The organism is Pseudogemmobacter hezensis (assembly GCF_013155295.1).
GTDB lineage: Bacteria > Pseudomonadota > Alphaproteobacteria > Rhodobacterales > Rhodobacteraceae > Pseudogemmobacter > Pseudogemmobacter hezensis.
Genome location: NZ_JABJXT010000011.1, coordinates 75,271 through 91,612 on the forward strand (window position 1 = coordinate 75,271; position 16,342 = coordinate 91,612).

Annotated in this window: 15 protein-coding genes; 9 read left to right on the forward strand and 6 right to left on the reverse strand. The window is 62.2% G+C overall.

Annotated features, from left to right (window positions below; all coding sequences use genetic code 11):
• Window positions 1-275: 275 nt before the first annotated feature.
• From pstC to phoB, 5 genes are read left to right on the forward strand one after another with little or no spacing between them, the layout of a single operon-like run.
• The gene (gene pstC, locus HOY34_RS13410) at window positions 276-1,736 is read left to right on the forward strand and encodes a phosphate ABC transporter permease subunit PstC (RefSeq protein ID WP_172363665.1); all 1,461 of its coding nucleotides are present in this window, start codon (window positions 276-278) and stop codon (window positions 1,734-1,736) included.
• Window positions 1,733-3,154, forward strand: a complete 1,422-nt coding sequence (pstA, locus tag HOY34_RS13415; RefSeq protein WP_172363667.1) for a phosphate ABC transporter permease PstA — start codon at window positions 1,733-1,735, stop codon at window positions 3,152-3,154. The genes pstC and pstA overlap by 4 nt, the downstream gene beginning before the upstream one ends.
• A gap of 30 nt (window positions 3,155-3,184) precedes the next feature.
• Window positions 3,185-3,982: a phosphate ABC transporter ATP-binding protein PstB gene (gene pstB, locus HOY34_RS13420; protein WP_172363826.1), complete on the forward strand. Its 798-nt coding sequence runs from the start codon at window positions 3,185-3,187 to the stop codon at window positions 3,980-3,982.
• Between the two features lie 14 nt (window positions 3,983-3,996).
• Entirely contained in the window at window positions 3,997-4,698 is a 702-nt protein-coding gene (gene phoU, locus HOY34_RS13425; protein ID WP_172363669.1) for a phosphate signaling complex protein PhoU, read from the forward strand.
• Between the two features lie 30 nt (window positions 4,699-4,728).
• Window positions 4,729-5,421: a phosphate regulon transcriptional regulator PhoB gene (phoB, locus tag HOY34_RS13430; protein WP_172363671.1), complete on the forward strand. Its 693-nt coding sequence runs from the start codon at window positions 4,729-4,731 to the stop codon at window positions 5,419-5,421.
• A gap of 121 nt (window positions 5,422-5,542) precedes the next feature.
• On the opposite strand, the gene choV is transcribed toward phoB, so the two are convergent.
• From choV to choX, 3 genes are all read right to left on the reverse strand, one after another.
• Window positions 5,543-6,574 carry a choline ABC transporter ATP-binding protein gene (gene choV / locus HOY34_RS13435; protein WP_172363673.1) on the reverse strand — a complete coding sequence of 344 codons (1,032 nt, stop codon included), beginning with the start codon at window positions 6,572-6,574 and terminating at the stop codon, window positions 5,543-5,545.
• Window positions 6,571-7,437, reverse strand: coding sequence for a choline ABC transporter permease subunit (choW, locus tag HOY34_RS13440; protein ID WP_172363675.1), 867 nt, complete (start codon window positions 7,435-7,437; stop codon window positions 6,571-6,573). The genes choV and choW overlap by 4 nt, the downstream gene beginning before the upstream one ends.
• A 156-nt stretch (window positions 7,438-7,593) precedes the next feature.
• On the reverse strand, window positions 7,594-8,523 hold the full coding sequence (choX, locus tag HOY34_RS13445) for a choline ABC transporter substrate-binding protein (protein WP_172363677.1): 930 nt from the start codon (window positions 8,521-8,523) through the stop codon (window positions 7,594-7,596).
• A gap of 140 nt (window positions 8,524-8,663) precedes the next feature.
• On the opposite strand from choX, the gene betI reads away from it, so the two are divergent.
• The 4 genes from betI (at window position 8,664) to HOY34_RS13465 (ending at window position 12,788) form a co-directional block, all read left to right on the forward strand.
• A complete protein-coding gene (gene betI, locus HOY34_RS13450; protein WP_172363679.1) occupies window positions 8,664-9,251 on the forward strand; it encodes a transcriptional regulator BetI in 588 nt (195 codons plus the stop codon).
• A complete protein-coding gene (gene betB, locus HOY34_RS13455; RefSeq protein WP_172363681.1) occupies window positions 9,248-10,702 on the forward strand; it encodes a betaine-aldehyde dehydrogenase in 1,455 nt (484 codons plus the stop codon). The genes betI and betB overlap by 4 nt, the downstream gene beginning before the upstream one ends.
• Window positions 10,703-10,816: 114 nt before the next feature.
• Entirely contained in the window at window positions 10,817-12,466 is a 1,650-nt protein-coding gene (gene betA, locus HOY34_RS13460; protein WP_172363683.1) for a choline dehydrogenase, read from the forward strand.
• 82 nt (window positions 12,467-12,548) lie between these two features.
• Entirely contained in the window at window positions 12,549-12,788 is a 240-nt protein-coding gene (locus HOY34_RS13465) for an HP1242/YdcH family protein (protein WP_172363685.1), read from the forward strand.
• Window positions 12,789-12,887: 99 nt separating this feature from the next.
• Here HOY34_RS13465 and HOY34_RS13470 read toward each other — a convergent pair whose 3' ends face one another.
• From HOY34_RS13470 to HOY34_RS13480, 3 genes are read right to left on the reverse strand one after another with little or no spacing between them, the layout of a single operon-like run.
• Window positions 12,888-14,189, reverse strand: a complete 1,302-nt coding sequence (locus HOY34_RS13470) for an NAD(P)/FAD-dependent oxidoreductase (RefSeq protein WP_172363828.1) — start codon at window positions 14,187-14,189, stop codon at window positions 12,888-12,890.
• An 18-nt stretch (window positions 14,190-14,207) separates the two neighbouring features.
• Window positions 14,208-15,563 carry a glutamine synthetase family protein gene (locus HOY34_RS13475; RefSeq protein ID WP_172363687.1) on the reverse strand — a complete coding sequence of 452 codons (1,356 nt, stop codon included), beginning with the start codon at window positions 15,561-15,563 and terminating at the stop codon, window positions 14,208-14,210.
• A 39-nt stretch (window positions 15,564-15,602) separates the two neighbouring features.
• A complete protein-coding gene (locus HOY34_RS13480; RefSeq protein ID WP_172363689.1) occupies window positions 15,603-16,313 on the reverse strand; it encodes a type 1 glutamine amidotransferase in 711 nt (236 codons plus the stop codon).
• Window positions 16,314-16,342: the final 29 nt, after the last annotated feature.

The following is a 16,342-nucleotide window of genomic DNA, read 5'->3' on the forward strand; positions in this document are numbered from 1 at the left end:
CAAGGCCCTGTGATCCTTTGCGAAGCTGCGATCTTTGGTGAAAATGCACAGGAAAAGGGGGCTATGCCCCCTTTTTTACTGCCCTGATCGCCCCGGACAGGGGCGCAGCCCTGTCTGTCCCCATCCGGCCGCCATCCGGCCCCCACCCGACCCCCATCCGACTTCGGGCCAAGTTTTTGGAAAACTGTCACACTGGGGTTACAAAACCGAAGCATGACCACCGCAGAAGGAAGGTGCCCGCTTACGGGCTTCCTGTAACCCGAACGGACGTGGTCATGACGGTCCTGCCTCTTTTGATGATACTCGCGGTGCTTGCCGCCGCAGGTTTCGTCCTCGGTCGCCAGCGTGCGCTGGCTTTGGCCGGGGGCGAGCCCCGCACACTCCATTCTTTGCCTGCCTATTATGGCTGGTACACGGCGATTATGGCATTCGTGCCTGCCTTTATAGCCCTGATTGTCTGGCTTTTGATCCAGCCATTCTATGTCGAGCGTGCGGCCCTGCCGCATCTGCCGACCTCGGTGCAGCAAGATGATACGGCGCGCCAGCTGGCGATGACGGATGTGCGGCGCATTGCCGCCGGTCTTGATGCCGCGGCCGCGCAGGGCAAGCTGACCGAAAGCCAGATTGCCGCGATGGATGCGCCGACGCCCGAGCTGGACGCGGCCCTTAAAGATGTGCGCGTGGCGCTTGTCTCCAGCGCCACAGCCGAGGGGCTGGCGGGCGCGAAAGCCTATCGCAGCAGCCTGGCCACCGTCTCGGTTGTCCGCACTGTGGTGATCGGGCTGATCGCTCTGGGCGGGCTTGCCTGGGCGCTGAAGGTCATCGCGCCGGATTTCTGGGCCCGCAACCGCGTTGAGAAAGTCGTGTTGCGGCTTTTGATGCTGGCCTCGCTGATCGCCATTCTGACCACCGTCGGCATCATCTGGTCGCTTTTGTCGGAAAGCTTCAACTTCTTCAGCCAATATCCGATCGGGGATTTCTTCTTCGGTCTGACCTGGAACCCGAAATTCGGCGGCGGCTCGGAACTCGGTTTCATCCCGCTGTTCTGGGGCACCATCTATATCACCATCATCGCGCTGCTGGTCGCGGTGCCGCTGGGCCTTTTCGCGGCGATTTACCTGGCGGAATATGCCAGCAAACGCACCCGCGCCTGGGTCAAGCCGATGATCGAGGTGATCGCGGGGATCCCGACCGTGGTCTACGGCCTTTTCGCCCTGATCACCGTCGGCCCCTTCCTGCGCGACTTCTTCGCGGCCCCGATGGGCTTTGGCAACTCGGCGGCCTCGGTGATGACCGCAGGCATCGTGATCGGGCTTCTGAACATCCCCTTCATCTCGTCGCTGTCCGACGACATCATCAACGCGGTGCCGCAATCCCTGCGTGACGGCGCCTTCGGCCTTGGCTCGACCAAATCCGAGACCATCCGCCAGGTGGTGCTGCCCGCAGCCCTGCCGGGGATCGCAGGCGCGATCCTGATGGGCGCATCGCGTGCCATCGGCGAGACGATGATCGTGGTGATGGGGGCAGGTGCCGCCGCCAAACTCAGCCTGAACCCCTTTGAGGCCATGACCACAATGACGGTGAAGATCGTCGGTCAGCTGACCGGGGACACCGATTTCAACAGCCCTGAAACCCTTGTGGCTTTCGCACTGGGCATGACGCTCTTCGTCATCACCCTTCTTCTGAACGTGATGGCCGTCTGGATTGTGCGGAAATACCGGGAGCAATACGAATGAGCGATATCTCCGCAAATACCCCGGGCGCAGGCCCGACTGCGGGTGGCCCGAATGCTGGTGGCCCGAATGCTGGCGGCAAACCAAAGGTTTCGATCCTTGGTCAGTCGGCCCGGATGAAAGCACGCAACCGCACCGAAAGCGTCTTTAAGGTGCTTGGCCTGACCGCGATCCTCTTCAGCCTGGCGATCCTTGCGCTGATGATCTTCACCATCTTCCGCGATGGCACCTCGGCCTTCTTCCAGACCCGTATGTCGGTTCCCGTCACACTCAGCGCCGAGGTGCTGGATCCGGCCGGAAACCGCAACCGCGATGAGATGACGAAACAGACCACCATGACCTATAACAAGGTCATCAATGAGGCCTTCCTGGCTGCGCTGGCGGCAAAAGGGATCAAGACCGACGATGTTCCTGCAAAGGAGCTGACCGATATGATCTCGAAAGGGGCGGCGGGCGAGCTGCGTGCCGATGTGCTGGCAGACCCCTCGCTGATCGGTCAGACGATTGACATCGCGCTGGTCGCAGGCGGGCGGATCGATGGCTATATGAAGGGCCGCGTGACCCGGGCCAGCGCCGAGCGTGACACCAATGTCACCATGGGCCAGCTGGATGTCGCAGACCGGATGAAAGAGGCGGGGATGCTGTCCACCTCCTGGAACTGGGACTTCCTGACCAATACCGACAGCTCTGACACCAGGCCTGAAACCGCAGGCGTCGGCGTGGCGATCCTTGGCTCGGCCTATATGATGTTTCTGGTGCTGATCATGTGTGTGCCGGTCGGTGTGGCGGCCTCGATCTATCTGGAGGAATTCGCGCCGAAAAACCGCTGGACCGACCTGATCGAAGTCAATATCGCCAATCTCGCGGCTGTGCCTTCGATCGTTTACGGGATCCTCGGCCTGGCGATCTTCATCAATGTGCTGGGCGGCCAGATGGGGGTTGAGGCGCTGAAGATGTCGGCATCGCTGGTGGGGGCGCTGGTTCTCAGCCTGCAGACCCTGCCGACGATCATCATCGCCACCCGCGCGGCGATCCGGGCTGTGCCCCCCTCGATCCGCGATGCGGCGCTTGGGATTGGCGCGTCAAAGATGCAGACCGTGTTCCACCATGTGCTGCCGCTGGCGATGCCGGGCATCCTGACCGGAACCATTCTGGGCCTTGCCTCGGCTTTGGGCGAAACCGCGCCGCTTTTGCTGATCGGGATGGTGGCTTTCGTGGCCAATTATCCGGCAGCGCCCTGGGATGGCGGTTTCTCTGATCCGGCGACCGCGCTGCCGGTGCAGGTTTACTCCTGGGCCTCGCGCTCTGACCCGGCCTTTATCGAACGGTCGAACGGTGCCATCATCGTCCTGCTGGTCTTCCTTCTCATCATGAATGTCACGGCCATCATCCTGCGCCGTCGGTTCGAGCGCCGCTGGTAAGGCGCGCAGAGGCAAAAGCGAGTTATGAATATGAACGATATGCGAATTGCTGATCGCACCGTTGATGCAAACGGTATCCGTATCAAAGCCAGCGGCGTCCAGGTCCATTATGGCGACAGCCATGCGATCAAGGATGTCTCGGTCGATATCCCCGACAAGGCGGTCACCGCCTTCATCGGGCCCTCGGGCTGCGGGAAATCGACCTTCCTGCGCACCCTGAACCGGATGAATGACACCATCCCGATCTGCCGCGTGCAGGGCAATATCCTGCTGGATGGCGAAAACATCTACGACAAGCGCGTCGATCCGGTGCAGCTGCGGGCCAAAGTGGGCATGGTGTTCCAAAAGCCGAACCCCTTCCCGAAGTCGATCTATGACAATGTGGCTTACGGCCCGCGCATCCACGGGCTGACCCGCAACAAGGCCGAACTTGACGGCATCGTGGAATCAAGCCTGCGCAAAGCCGCGCTCTGGAATGAGGTCAAGGACCGTCTGCACGCACCGGGCACCGGGCTGTCAGGCGGCCAGCAACAGCGTCTGTGCATCGCACGCGCTGTGGCGACCTCGCCCGAGGTGCTGTTGATGGACGAGCCCTGCTCGGCGCTGGACCCGATTGCGACGGCGCAGGTCGAGGAGCTGATCGACGAGCTGCGCTCGAATTTCTCGGTGGTGATCGTGACCCACTCGATGCAGCAGGCCGCCCGGGTCAGCCAGAAAACCGCCTTCTTCCACCTGGGCAATCTGGTGGAATTTGGCGAGACCTCGCAGATCTTTACCAACCCCAAAGATCCGCGCACCGAATCCTATATCACTGGCCGTATCGGCTGACGGGAGCGAGAAATATGCAAGATTCACATATTGTTTCCGGCTTTGACCGTGATCTGGAAGGCGTCCAGGCCCAGGTGATGAAGATGGGTGGTCTGGTCGAGAAGGCGCTTCTCGACGCGGCCGAGGCGCTGGAGCTGCGCGATGAGGCGCTGGCCAATAAGGTGCGCCAGGGCGACAAGGCGATTGATGGTCTGGAAGAGCTGATCCAGACCGAATGCGCCCGCATCATCGCCCAGCGGGCGCCTGCGGCATCCGACCTGCGCACCGTTCTGACGGTGATGCGTCTGGCCACCGCGCTGGAGCGTTCGGGCGATTACGCCAAGAACCTGGCGAAGCGCAGCCTTGTGCTGATGGGCGTGGCCCCGGTCGGCACCGCCACGGGCACCGTGCGCCGGATGGCAAAGCTGGTCGTGCAGCAGATGTCGGATGCGCTGGATGCCTATATCGCCCGCGATGTGGTGCGCGCCCGCGAGATCCGTGCCCGCGATCAGGAAATCGACCAGATGTATTCCGGTCTCTTCCGCCAGCTGCTGACCTATATGCTGGAAGATCCGCGCACCATCACCGCCTCGATGCACCTGCATTTCATTGCCAAGAACATCGAGCGCGTCGGCGATCATGCCACCGGGATTGCCGAACAGGTGATCTATCTGGTCGAGGGGGAACTGCCCTCGGATGATCGTCCGAAACATGATGCCGTGTCCGAATCCGTCTGAACCGATCCCGCTCTGAAGGAGTAAGCATATATGGCACAGGACGGCAGACCGACCGTGCTCCTGGTCGAGGACGAGCCCGCACAGCGCGAAGTTCTCGCCTATAATCTCGATGCCGAGGGGTTCCGGGTGGTTCCGGCCGACAATGGCGAGGATGCGCTGATCCTTGTCGAGGAAGAGGCCCCCGATATCATCATCCTTGACTGGATGATGCCGAAGCTGTCCGGCATCGAGGTCTGTCGCCGCCTGAAAATGCGGCCCGAGACGCGCGGCACGCCGATCATCATGCTGTCGGCGCGCGCCGAAGAGGTGGACCGGATCCGCGGGCTTGAGACCGGGGCGGATGACTATGTCATCAAACCCTATTCGGTGCTTGAGCTGATGGCCCGCACCCGCGCCCAGCTGCGCCGGGTGCGCCCGTCAACGGCGGGCGTGGTGCTGGAATATGGCGATATCCGCCTCGATCCGGAAACGCATCGGGTTTACCGATCCGACAAGGTGCTGAAACTGGGCCCGACCGAGTTCCGCCTGCTGACCACGCTGATGGAAAAGCCGGGTCGGGTCTGGTCGCGCGAGCAGCTGCTTGACCGGGTCTGGGGGCGCGACATCTATGTCGACACCCGCACGGTGGATGTCCATGTCGGGCGTCTGCGCAAGTCGCTGATGCAGTTCGGCGGCGAGGATCCGGTGCGCACGGTGCGCGGCGCGGGCTATGCGCTAGGGTAAAAGGGGGCGCCCCTTCGGGGCGCTTTCGCCTTCGGCGGAAGAGGTTTTCCTGCCAGTCATATCTATAAAAAAGCCCGCCGATGTTTCGGCGGGCTTTTTGCATCGCTCAGGCGAATAGGGTCTAGCCGCGCGGATTGAGCAGTTTTCCCAGCACCGCATTGGCGCGGATGGTGCCAAGGCGGGTGCCGCTTTCCACCACCGCCAGCGTGTCGGTGCCGGCGGTAATCGCCTCCATCACTTCGCGCACCGGCATTTCGGGATGGATCTCGCGGGTTGCGGGATCGCTGCTGCCCGGTTCCATCACATCGCGGGCGGTCAGGACGCCCAGCGGGTTCATATGGGCCACGAAATCGGCAACGTAATCCGAGACCGGATTGGCGATGATTTCCCGCGCCGTGCCGCATTGGACGATCCGCCCGCCCTCCATCAGGGCGATGCGGTTGCCCAGTTTGAAGGCCTCATCCAGATCATGGCTGACGAAGATGATGGTGCGTTTCAGCCGCGCCTGCAGATCCAGCAGCTCATCCTGCAGATGGGCGCGGATCAGCGGATCAAGCGCCGAGAAGGGCTCGTCCATCAGAAGGATCGGCGCCTCGGTCACAAAGGCGCGGGCAAGGCCGACGCGCTGCTGCATGCCGCCGGACAGCTCGCCCACTTTGCGATCCGCCCATTGCGAAAGGTTGACCAGGGCCAGCTGGCGGTCGACCCGCTCGCGCCGCTCGGCGGGGGGGATACCTGCAAGCTCCAGCCCGAGGCCCACATTGTCACGAACCGTGCGCCAGGGCAGCAGGCCAAACTGCTGGAAAACCATGGCGATGCGGTTGGCGCGCAAGCCCCGCAGCGCATCCGGCCCGGCATTGGTGACCGAGACCATGCCCTTGCCGTCATGGACGCGCACCTCGCCGCGCACCACCGGGTTCAGCGCATTCACCCCGCGCAAAAGCGTCGATTTGCCAGAGCCAGAAAGACCCATCAGCACAAGGATCTCGCCCTCGGCGACGCTCAGGCTGCAATCATGCACGCCCAGAACCTGGCCCGTGCGGGCCTGGATCTCGGTGCGCGACAGTCCCTGATCCATCAGCGGCAGGGCACGGTCGGGATGCTCGCCGAAGACAATCGAGACGCGGTCAAATTCTACAGCGTTTCCGGTCATTTGCCCCTCACACGCAGGATGCGGTCCAGCATCACGGCCACGACAACGATGATCAGCCCGGATTCAAACCCAAGCGCGGTATTGCCCTGTTGCAGCGCCCGCACGACCGGGATGCCAAGGCCATTCGCCCCCACCATCGCCGCGATCACCACCATCGACAAAGACAGCATGATGGTCTGGTTCAGCCCCACCATGATCTGCGGCAGCGCCCAGGGCAGTTCCACCTTGCGCAGCTTTTGCCAGGGCGTGGCGCCAAAGGCCGTTGCCGCCTCGGTCAGGGCCTGGGGGGTTGACGAGACGCCCAGATAGGTCAGCCGGATCGGCGCGGGCAGCACGAATACGACCGTGGCCAAAAGGCCCGGCACCATACCCAGCCCGAAAAACACCACCGCCGGGATCAGATAGACGAAGGTCGGCAGCGTCTGCATCAGATCAAGCACCGGCGAAAGTGCTGCATAAAGTTTCGGGCGATGCGCACAGGCAATGCCAATCGGCACCCCCACCAACATGCAAAACAGGCAGGCGTAGAACAGCAGCGCCAGGGTCTCGGTGGTGGCCTTCCAATAGCCCTGGTTCAGAATGAACAAAAAGCCCAGCAGCACCAGCAGGCACAGCTTCCACGACCGTTGCCGCCACCAGGTCAGCGCGATGATCAGCGCCACGACGATGGTCGGATGCGGATATTGCAAGAGGCTCAGCGTGCCATTGATCAGCCAGCCAAGCCCGTCGCTGATCATGTCAAAAAGCCCGCCAAAGCTGGTTTTCAGCCAGTCAACGACGGTCTTTGCGGTGGCACCGACCGGGATCTTGCCGATCTTCTCTATGCCGAAAAACGCGAGAAGCGAGGCGAAAAATGCGTCCATTGCAACCTGTCCAACCAGGGGAAAAGGGGCTGCGGCATGGGGCAGGGCGGCCTTGCCCGAAGGCTAAGCGCAAAACGCCCGCCCTTGCCGCGAGGTGCAGGCGGGGCCGGGCGGGCCGGCCCCTGTTCGGGTTTTATGCCCGAATGTCGAAAGAGATCAGTTCAGGCTGGCCTCGACCGCAGCCACAGCATCACCGCCGTCTTTGGTGGTGACGCCCGCAAGCCAGGGCTTCCACGCCTCGGGGTTGGCCTTCAGCCAGGTCTTTGCCGCCTCATTCGGGTCGGTGCCGTCATTGAGGATCGCGCCCATGATCTCATTTTCCATCGCCAGCGAAAACTCCAGGTTTTCCAGGAATTTGCCGGTGTTCGGGCATTCTGCGACATAGCCCTTACGGGTATTCGTCGCCACAATCGCGCCACCGAAATCAGGGCCGAAAACCTCATCACCGCCCGCCAGATAGGTGATCTCGAAATTCGAGTTCATCGGATGCGGCTCCCATGCGAGGAAGACGATCGGCTTGTCGGATGAGGTATTGCGCTCGACCTGGGCCAGCATCCCCTGTTCCGAGCTTTCAACGATGTCAAAGCCGCCAAGGCCGAACTGATCGGCGCCGATCATGTCAAGGATCAGGCGGTTGCCGTCATTTCCGGCCTCAATCCCGTAGATCTTGCCCTCAAGCGCGTCTTTTTGCGCAGCGATACCCGCGAAATCATTCAGCCCAAGCGCCGCGCCTGCCTTATTGGTGGCCAGCGTATATTTCGCCCCGGTCAGATTGGTGCGGACCGTATCGACGGTGCCAGCCTCACGATAGGGGGCGATATCGGCCTCCATCGTTGGCATCCAGTTGCCCAGGAATACATCGATATCGCCCTCGGCAAGGCCCGCATAGGTGACAGGCACCGACAGCATTTTGACCTCGGTCTCATAGCCCAGAGCGCCCAGAATCCCGGTCGTGGCGGCAGTGGTTGCGGTGATATCGGTCCAGCCGACATCCGAGAAAACGATCTTATCGCAGCCCGCCGCCTGGGCGGCCCCGGTAAGAGTAACAATCGCAGCACTGGCAAGAAGAATGGAACGAAGGTTCATGAGAGATCCCCTGGCTCTGTTGGCCTGCCCGGGCGCCATTGGCGCATTAAGGCAGTGTCAGTTGAAAGTTATTGTTGATTGACGAGTCAATAAACTTCATGCTTTTCCCATATGGCAAGAGTTTTGTTGGATATGGGCAGATGCCGAAGCTTGGAATGGAGCCTATCCGAAAGGATGCGCTGATCAAAGCCACCATTGTCGAAATCGGCAAGACCGGGTCGCTGGATGTGACGGTCAGCCAGATTGCGAAACGGGCCGGGATGTCGCCTGCGCTGGCGCATCACTACTTTGGTTCCAAAGAAGAAATCTTCCTTGCTGCAATGCGGCATATCCTGACGCTTTACGGGGCCGAGGTGCGCGGCGCGCTGGCGGTGACCGAAGGCGCAGAGGCGCGGCTGCGGGCGGTTCTGCGGGCCTCTTTCAGCCCCGGAAACTTCCGCCGTGAGGTGGTGGGGGCCTGGCTGAATTTCTGGGTTCTGGCCCAGACCTCTGAGGGCGCGCGGCGGCTTCTGGCGATTTATCAGGGGCGACTGCGTTCGAATCTGCTGGCCCCGCTGCGCGAGCTGGCCGGGGATCGCGCCCTCGAACTGGCCGAGGCGCTTGGCGCGATGATCGATGGGCTTTACCTGCGCGAGGTGCTGAAATCGGGCACCCCCGATGGTGAGGGCGCGGCGCGGATGGCGAAATCCTATCTCGAAGCGGAACTGAGGAAAGGCGAACAGGCATGAAAGCGCAACCCAAAGCGAGCCATTTCATCGACGGCGAATGGGTCGAGGACGCCGCGGGCGCTGAAATCCAGGTTCTCTATCCGGCCACGGGTGAGGTGATCGCCCGCCTGCATGAGGCGACGCCTGCGGTGATTGAACGGGCGCTGGCCTCGGCGGCGCTTGCGCAACAGGCCTGGGGCCGCATGCGCCCGGTCGACCGCGCCCGCGTGCTGTCAAAAGCGGCGGCGCTGATCCGTGAGCGGGGCGAGGAGCTGGCGCAGCTGGAAACGCTGGACACCGGCAAGCCGATCCAGGAGACGCGGGTTGCCGACTGGCCCTCAGGCGCGGATGCGCTGGAATATTTCGCGGGCCTTGCGCCCACGGTGACGGGCGAGACGATCCCGCTGGGCCAGGACATGGTCTATACCCTGCGCGAGCCTTTGGGCGTCTGCGTCGGCATCGGGGCCTGGAATTACCCCAGCCAGATCGCCTGCTGGAAATCCGCGCCCGCGCTGGCGATGGGCAATGCGATGGTGTTCAAACCCTCAGAGGTTACGCCTCTTGGGGCGCTGCAACTGGCGCAGATCTATATCGAGGCCGGGCTGCCTGCGGGGCTTTTCAACGTGGTGCAGGGGCGCGGCGCGGCGGGGGCCTCGCTGATCTCTGATCCGCGGGTGGCAAAGGTGTCGCTGACGGGCTCGGTGCCGACCGGGCAGAAGGTCTATGCCAAAGCGGCCGAGGGACTGCGCCATGTGACGATGGAGCTGGGCGGAAAATCCCCCCTGATCATCTTTGATGACGCCAGCCTTGAGGATGCGGTCGGCGCGGCGATGCTGGCGAATTTCTACTCATCCGGTCAGGTCTGCTCGAACGGCACGCGGGTTTTCGTGCAAAAAGGGCTGAAAGATCAGTTCCTTGCGCGGCTGGCGGCGCGGGCGGTGAAGATCCGCATGGGCGACCCGCAAGATGATGAAACGCAGATGGGGCCGCTGGTTTCGGCGCTGCAGCTGGAGAAAGTCACCGGCTATATTGCCCGGGCAAAGGCCGAAGGGGCGCGGCTGGTGACAGGTGGCGGGCGCGGCGCGGCAAATGACGGCTGGTTCGTCGAGCCGACCGTTTTCGCCGATGTCACCGACCAGATGGAGCTGGCCCGCGAAGAGGTCTTTGGCCCTGTCATGGCGGTGCTCGATTTCGAGACCGAGGAAGAGGTGATCGCCCGCGCCAATGCCACCGATTTCGGCCTGGCGGCAGGGGTGTTCACGCGTGACATCACCCGGGCGCATCGGGTGATCGGCCAGTTGCAGGCGGGAACCTGCTGGATCAACGCCTATAACCTGACCCCGGTCGAGGCCCCCTTCGGCGGCGCGAAAATGTCGGGCGTCGGGCGCGAAAACGGCCATGCCGCCATCGAGCATTATTCTCAGGTGAAGTCGGTCTATCTGGGCCTTGGCCCGGTCGACGCACCTTACTGATGTCAAAGCGCCGGGGCTGATCCCCGGACAATCTGGAAACGGGGCCGGGCGGGCCCTGGCTGGTGAAAGCAATTTCGCCAGACGGCCTGCCTTTGCCCGGAGGGAGAAGCGAACATGGTCGCCGATTATGTGATTGTGGGTGCGGGTTCGGCCGGTTGCGCCATGGCCTACCGTCTGACCGAGGCCGGAAAGCGGGTCACGGTGATCGAATTTGGCGGCTCGGATTTCGGGCCCTTCATACAGATGCCGGGTGCGCTGTCCTATCCGATGAACATGCCGGTCTATGACTGGGGCCTGAAATCAGAGCCAGAGCCGCATCTGGGCGGCCGGGTTCTGGCTACCCCGCGCGGCAAGGTGATCGGCGGCTCGTCCTCGATCAATGGCATGGTCTATGTGCGCGGCCATGCCAAAGATTACGACACCTGGGCCGATATGGGGGCCTCGGGCTGGTCCTATGCCGATGTGCTGCCCTATTTCAAACGGATGGAGCATTCTCACGGTGGCGAGGGTGCGGAATGGCGCGGGCAGAACGGCCCGCTGCATATCACCCGTGGCCCGCGTGACAATCCGCTGTTCAACGCCTTCATCGAGGCGGGGGCGGCGGCGGGCTATCCGGTCACCCAGGATTATAACGGCCGCCAACAGGAGGGGTTCGGCCCGATGGAGGCGACGATCTGGAAGGGGCGGCGCTGGTCGGCGGCCAATGCCTATCTGAAGCCCGCGATGAAGACCGGAAATCTGCAGGTGGTGCGCGGGCTTGCGCGGCGGGTGGTGATTGAAAACGGCCGCGCCGTCGGGGTTGAGGTTGACACCAAATCCGGGCGTCAGGTGATCCGCGCGGGCGCAGAGGTGATCCTTGCCGCCTCGTCGATCAACTCGCCAAAGCTGCTGATGCTGTCGGGGATCGGCCCGGCGGCGCATCTGAAAGAGCACGGGATCGCGGTCGTCGCGGACCGCCCCGGCGTGGGCGCCAATCTCCAGGACCATATGGAGATCTATATGCAATTCCAGGCGACCCAGCCGATTACGCTTTACAAGTATTGGAATTTGCTGGGGAAAGCCTGGGTTGGCGCGAACTGGCTGTTCCTGGGGCGTGGGCCCGGCACCTCGAACCAGTTCGAGGCCTGCGGCTTTATCCGCTCGCGGGCGGGGGTGGAATATCCTGACATCCAGTATCATTTCCTGCCCATCGCCGTGCGCTATGACGGCAAGGCGGCGGCGGGCGGCCATGGCTTCCAGGTCCATGTCGGGCCGATGCGCTCAAAATCGCGCGGCTCGGTGACCCTGCGGTCCGACCGGCCAGAGGATGCGCCGGTGATCCGCTTCAACTATATGTCCGACCCCGAGGATTGGGTCGATTTTCGCGCCTGCGTGCGGCTGACGCGTGAGATCTTCGCGCAGGATCCAATGGCGCAATATGTGAAGCAAGAGATCCAGCCGGGCGCGGGCGTGCAGTCGGATGACGAGATCGACGCCTTCATCCGCGAACATGCGGAAAGCGCCTATCACCCCTGCGGCACCGCGCGGATGGGGCGGCGCGACGATCCGATGGCGGTGGTTGACCCCGAATGCCGGGTGATCGGGGTCGAGGGGCTGCGGCTTGCCGACAGCTCGATCTTCCCGCAGGTCACCAATGGCAACTTGAACGGGCCCTCGATCATGACCGGGGAAAAGGCCGCCGATCACATCCTGGGCCGCCAGCCCCTGGCGCCTTTGAACAATGAGCCCTGGATAAATCCCGCCTGGGCGACGGCGCAGCGATGAATTTCGTTGAATTGATCCGCGTCAAAGTGATGTGATGGGTTTGGGTTTAACCTTTCCTCAACACCAAGGAAGGAGACTGTCTATGTCGAACACGCCCCACACGCTGCAAGAGGAATTTCCGGGCGAAGAGGCCCGCATCACCGAACTGAAGGTCTCGAACCCCCGCTTTGCCAAATTGCTTGAGGAATATGACGAGGTGAACGATCAGGTTCACCGCGCGGAAAGCCGGATTGATACTGTGTCTGACGAGCATGAGGATGGGCTGCGCCGCACCCGCTCGCGGATCAAGGATCAGATCTATGCGATGATCCAGGATCGCTGAGGGCGTCTTTGGCACCCGCAGGAAACGACACAGGCCGCGATTGTTCGCGGCCTGTTTGATTTTGGTGATCTGGGGAATAAGGGGCAGGGCCCCTTACACCTATAATCCCAGCCTGTCGCGCAGCGAGAACCAGGTCATCGCGGTCACCAGCAGCGGCCAGCGCAGGGCCTGACCGCCGGGAAAGCGGCGATGCGGCAGATCGGCGATCAGATCAAAGCCGGTGCTGGCCTGATCGGCAATCGCCCCGGCCATCAGCTTGCCTGCCAGCGTTGCCAGCGCAACACCATGACCGGAATAGCCCGAGGCGGAGAACACATTCTTCGCCGGCCGCGCAAAACAGGGCATGCGGTTGACGGTGATCGCCAGCGTGCCGCCCCAGGCATAGTCGATCTTTGTCTCGGCCAGCTGGGGATAGATCTCCAGCAGCGGCTTGCGAACCACCTTCGCCACATCGGGAAAGCGGTAGCCATAGCTTTCCGCGCCGCCAAAGATCAGCCGGTCATCATGGGAAAGACGCCAGTAATTCACCACGAATTTGGTATCGTGAACGGCAATCGGCTCTGCCAGAACCTCTTTTGCCTTTGCGCCCAGAGGCTCGGTCGCAATGACGAAATTGTTGATCGGCATCACCCGCGCGGCGATCTTCGGCTCCAGCGGGCCGACATAGCCGTTCACCGCCAGCACCATATGATCGCAGATCACCCGCGCCTGGGCCGCTTCCGCCACGGGCTTTTCGCCATAGATCAGCCGGGTGACCTCGCTTTCTTCATAAATCCGCACGCCGAGCGCCGCGGCCCTTTTCGCAAGGCCAATCACGAAATTCAGCGCGTGGATATGGCCCGCGCCGCGGTCAATATCGCCGCCCCTGAACGCCTCTGAGCCCACCAGCGCCCGGATCCCGGCACGGTCCAGCGGCTCGACCTCGTGATAATCATAGTCGCGGGCCAGCTTTTCGGCATAGGCCTTTGCGTGATCGACCTCTGACTGCTTCCAGCAGCCATGGGCGATGCCGGGGCGGTAATCGACGCCCTCCATCCCGGCTGCCAGATCGCGCACCAGCGCTTTGGCATCCTGCGCCAGATCCCAGAGCTTGCGGGCATTCGCCTTGCCCGCGACATTTTCCAGCCAGTCCTGGTCCTGGCGCTGGCCAGAGCCCACCTGGCCACCATTGCGGCCAGAGGCGCCAAAGCCGACGCGATGCGCCTCAAGCACCACGACCGACAGGCCCTTTTGCGCCAGATGCAGCGCGGCTGAAAGGCCGGTATATCCGGCCCCAACCACACAGACATCGGCGCGGATCTCGCCCGAGGCTTTGGGGAAAGCCTCAAGCGCCACACGTGTCGCCGCATACCAGCTGTCGGGATAGTGTCCCGCCCGGTCATTGGCGTGAAGAAGATTCAGTGCCATCTTTCCCCGCGATCAGACGTTGAGCAGCAGGTGCTCACGCTCCCATGGGCTGATGACCTGAAGGAACTCTTTGTATTCGTTGCGTTTCACCGAATCGTAGCATTTGATGAAATCAACGCCCATCACCTCTTTCAGCGCCTCATCCTCATCCAGAAGATCAAGCGCATCGCCCAGGTTCACCGGGATCTCATCCGAGTCGATATAGGCCGAGCCGGTGAATTCGGGCCGGGCGGCCTTCTTCTCCATCAGGCCCAGATAGCCGCAGGCCAGCGTTGCCGCGATGCCCAGATAGGGATTGCAATCCATCCCCGGCAGACGGTTCTCAATCCGCCGCGCTGCCGGGCCAGAGATCGGCACCCGCAACCCGGTGGTGCGGTTGTCGCGCCCCCATTCCAGATTGATTGGCGCTGCAAAATCAGGGACATAGCGGCGGTAGCTGTTCACATAGGGCGCCATCAGCGCAATCGCTGCGCCCATGTGGTTTTGCATGCCGGCGATGAAATGGTTGAACTCTTCGGTCTCGGCCCCTTTGGCCCCTGCGAAGATGTTCTTGCCCGATTTCGAATCCACGATCGAGGTGTGGATATGCATGGCCGAGCCAGGCTCGCCCGCGATGGGCTTGGCCATGAAGGTCGCAAAACAGTCATGGCGCAGCGCCGCCTCGCGGATCAGCCGCTTGAAGAAGAAGACGTGATCGGCCAGCTCAAGCGGGTCACCATGCGCCAGGTTCAGTTCGATCTGGCCCGCGCCGCCCTCTTGCAGGATGCCGTCAATCTCCAGCCCCTGGGCCTCGGCGAAATCATAGATGTCGTCGATCACTTTGCCATATTCGTCGATGGCGGAAAGCGAATAGGCCTGTTTTCCGGCCGCGCGACGCCCGGTGCGGCCCATCGGCGGGATCACCGGCATATTCGGGTCGATATTGCGCGCGGTCAGGAAGAATTCCATCTCGGGGGCGACGACCGGCTTCCAGCCCTGGGCCTCATAAAGGCCGATGATGCGGCGCAGGACGTTGCGCGGGCTGAAGGGCACCAGATTGCCCTGCTGGTCCTTCGCGTCATGGATGACCTGCAGCGTGATATCGGCGGTCCAGGGCGCGGCGGTGGCGGTGGTCCAGTCCGGCTCCAGGATCATGTCCGGCTCGGTGAAGGCATCAAAGGGGCTGTCGGCCCATTCGCCGGTGATGGTTTGCAAGAAGATCGAATTCGGCAGGAAGTAATTGGTTTGCTTTGCGAATTTCGCAGCGGGCATGGCCTTGCCACGCGCCACACCGGCAATATCGCCGATCACGCATTCAACCTCATCGACGCGGCGGTTGCCGATATAGTCCCTTGCGGCTGCGGGCAGTTTTTCGGTCCATTTGGACATGAGTCACACTCTGGTTGGGGCCGGGCGAAAGGGGGCGCATCAGGCGCCCTGGCCGGTCCTGGTCTGGTGAGAAAGAAAGAAATCAGCGATTTTTTCGGCCATTTTGGTCGTCCCCAGGGGGGCGTCGATCTTCTCGGTCGCGGCATCCAGAATATCCTGCGGCACAAGGCCGGGGCCGCGGAATTTTATCAGCCCTTCGATGAAGTCTTTCTTAAATTCCGGATGCGGCTGCACAGTCAGCATGCGGTCATCATACAAAAGCCCGGCATTCGAGCAGAAATCGGTCGAGGCGATCACCTTCGCCATCTCTGGCTTTTCCACCACCTGATCCTGGTGCCAGGCGTTCAGGGTGATGGTTTCAGCATCAGGGCCGGATCCGAAATGATAATCCGTCGGGCCGACCGACCAGCCGCCTTTGTATTTCTCGACCTTGCCACCCATCGCCTGGGCGATGATCTGATGGCCAAAGCAGATGCCGACCACCGGGACATGTTCGGCATAGGCCTTGCGGATGAACTCTTCCAGCGGCCTGATGAAAGGGTGATCCTCATAGGCACCGAAACGCGAGCCGGTGATCAGCCAGCCGTCGCAGTCATGGACGGAGGCGGGAAACTCCATCTCCATCACGGTATAGCGGCGGAAATCGAGGCCACGATCCGCCAGCAGGCGCTCAAAAAAATCGGGATAATCGCCCATCGTGGGTTTGAGAGCGTCGGGCGAGGCTCCGGTTTGCAGGATGCCGATGATCATGGGGAAGGGCCTGAGAATTTGGGTTTTGA

Bases quoted from the DNA above. Each gene is read 5' to 3' on its own strand.
- pstC (WP_172363665.1), top strand. From the start codon at position 276: ATGACGGTCCTGCCTCTTTTGATGATACTCGCGGTGCTTGCCGCCGCA.
- phoB (WP_172363671.1), top strand. From the start codon at position 4,729: ATGGCACAGGACGGCAGACCGACCGTGCTCCTGGTCGAGGACGAGCCC.
- betA (WP_172363683.1), top strand. From the start codon at position 10,817: ATGGTCGCCGATTATGTGATTGTGGGTGCGGGTTCGGCCGGTTGCGCC.
- choW (WP_172363675.1), bottom strand. From the start codon at position 7,437: ATGGACGCATTTTTCGCCTCGCTTCTCGCGTTTTTCGGCATAGAGAAG.
- HOY34_RS13465 (WP_172363685.1), top strand. From the start codon at position 12,549: ATGTCGAACACGCCCCACACGCTGCAAGAGGAATTTCCGGGCGAAGAG.
- betI (WP_172363679.1), top strand. From the start codon at position 8,664: ATGCCGAAGCTTGGAATGGAGCCTATCCGAAAGGATGCGCTGATCAAA.
- choX (WP_172363677.1), bottom strand. From the start codon at position 8,523: ATGAACCTTCGTTCCATTCTTCTTGCCAGTGCTGCGATTGTTACTCTT.
- HOY34_RS13475 (WP_172363687.1), bottom strand. From the start codon at position 15,563: ATGTCCAAATGGACCGAAAAACTGCCCGCAGCCGCAAGGGACTATATC.
- HOY34_RS13480 (WP_172363689.1), bottom strand. From the start codon at position 16,313: ATGATCATCGGCATCCTGCAAACCGGAGCCTCGCCCGACGCTCTCAAA.
- pstA (WP_172363667.1), top strand. From the start codon at position 1,733: ATGAGCGATATCTCCGCAAATACCCCGGGCGCAGGCCCGACTGCGGGT.
- pstB (WP_172363826.1), top strand. From the start codon at position 3,185: ATGAACGATATGCGAATTGCTGATCGCACCGTTGATGCAAACGGTATC.
- choV (WP_172363673.1), bottom strand. From the start codon at position 6,574: ATGACCGGAAACGCTGTAGAATTTGACCGCGTCTCGATTGTCTTCGGC.
- phoU (WP_172363669.1), top strand. From the start codon at position 3,997: ATGCAAGATTCACATATTGTTTCCGGCTTTGACCGTGATCTGGAAGGC.
- betB (WP_172363681.1), top strand. From the start codon at position 9,248: ATGAAAGCGCAACCCAAAGCGAGCCATTTCATCGACGGCGAATGGGTC.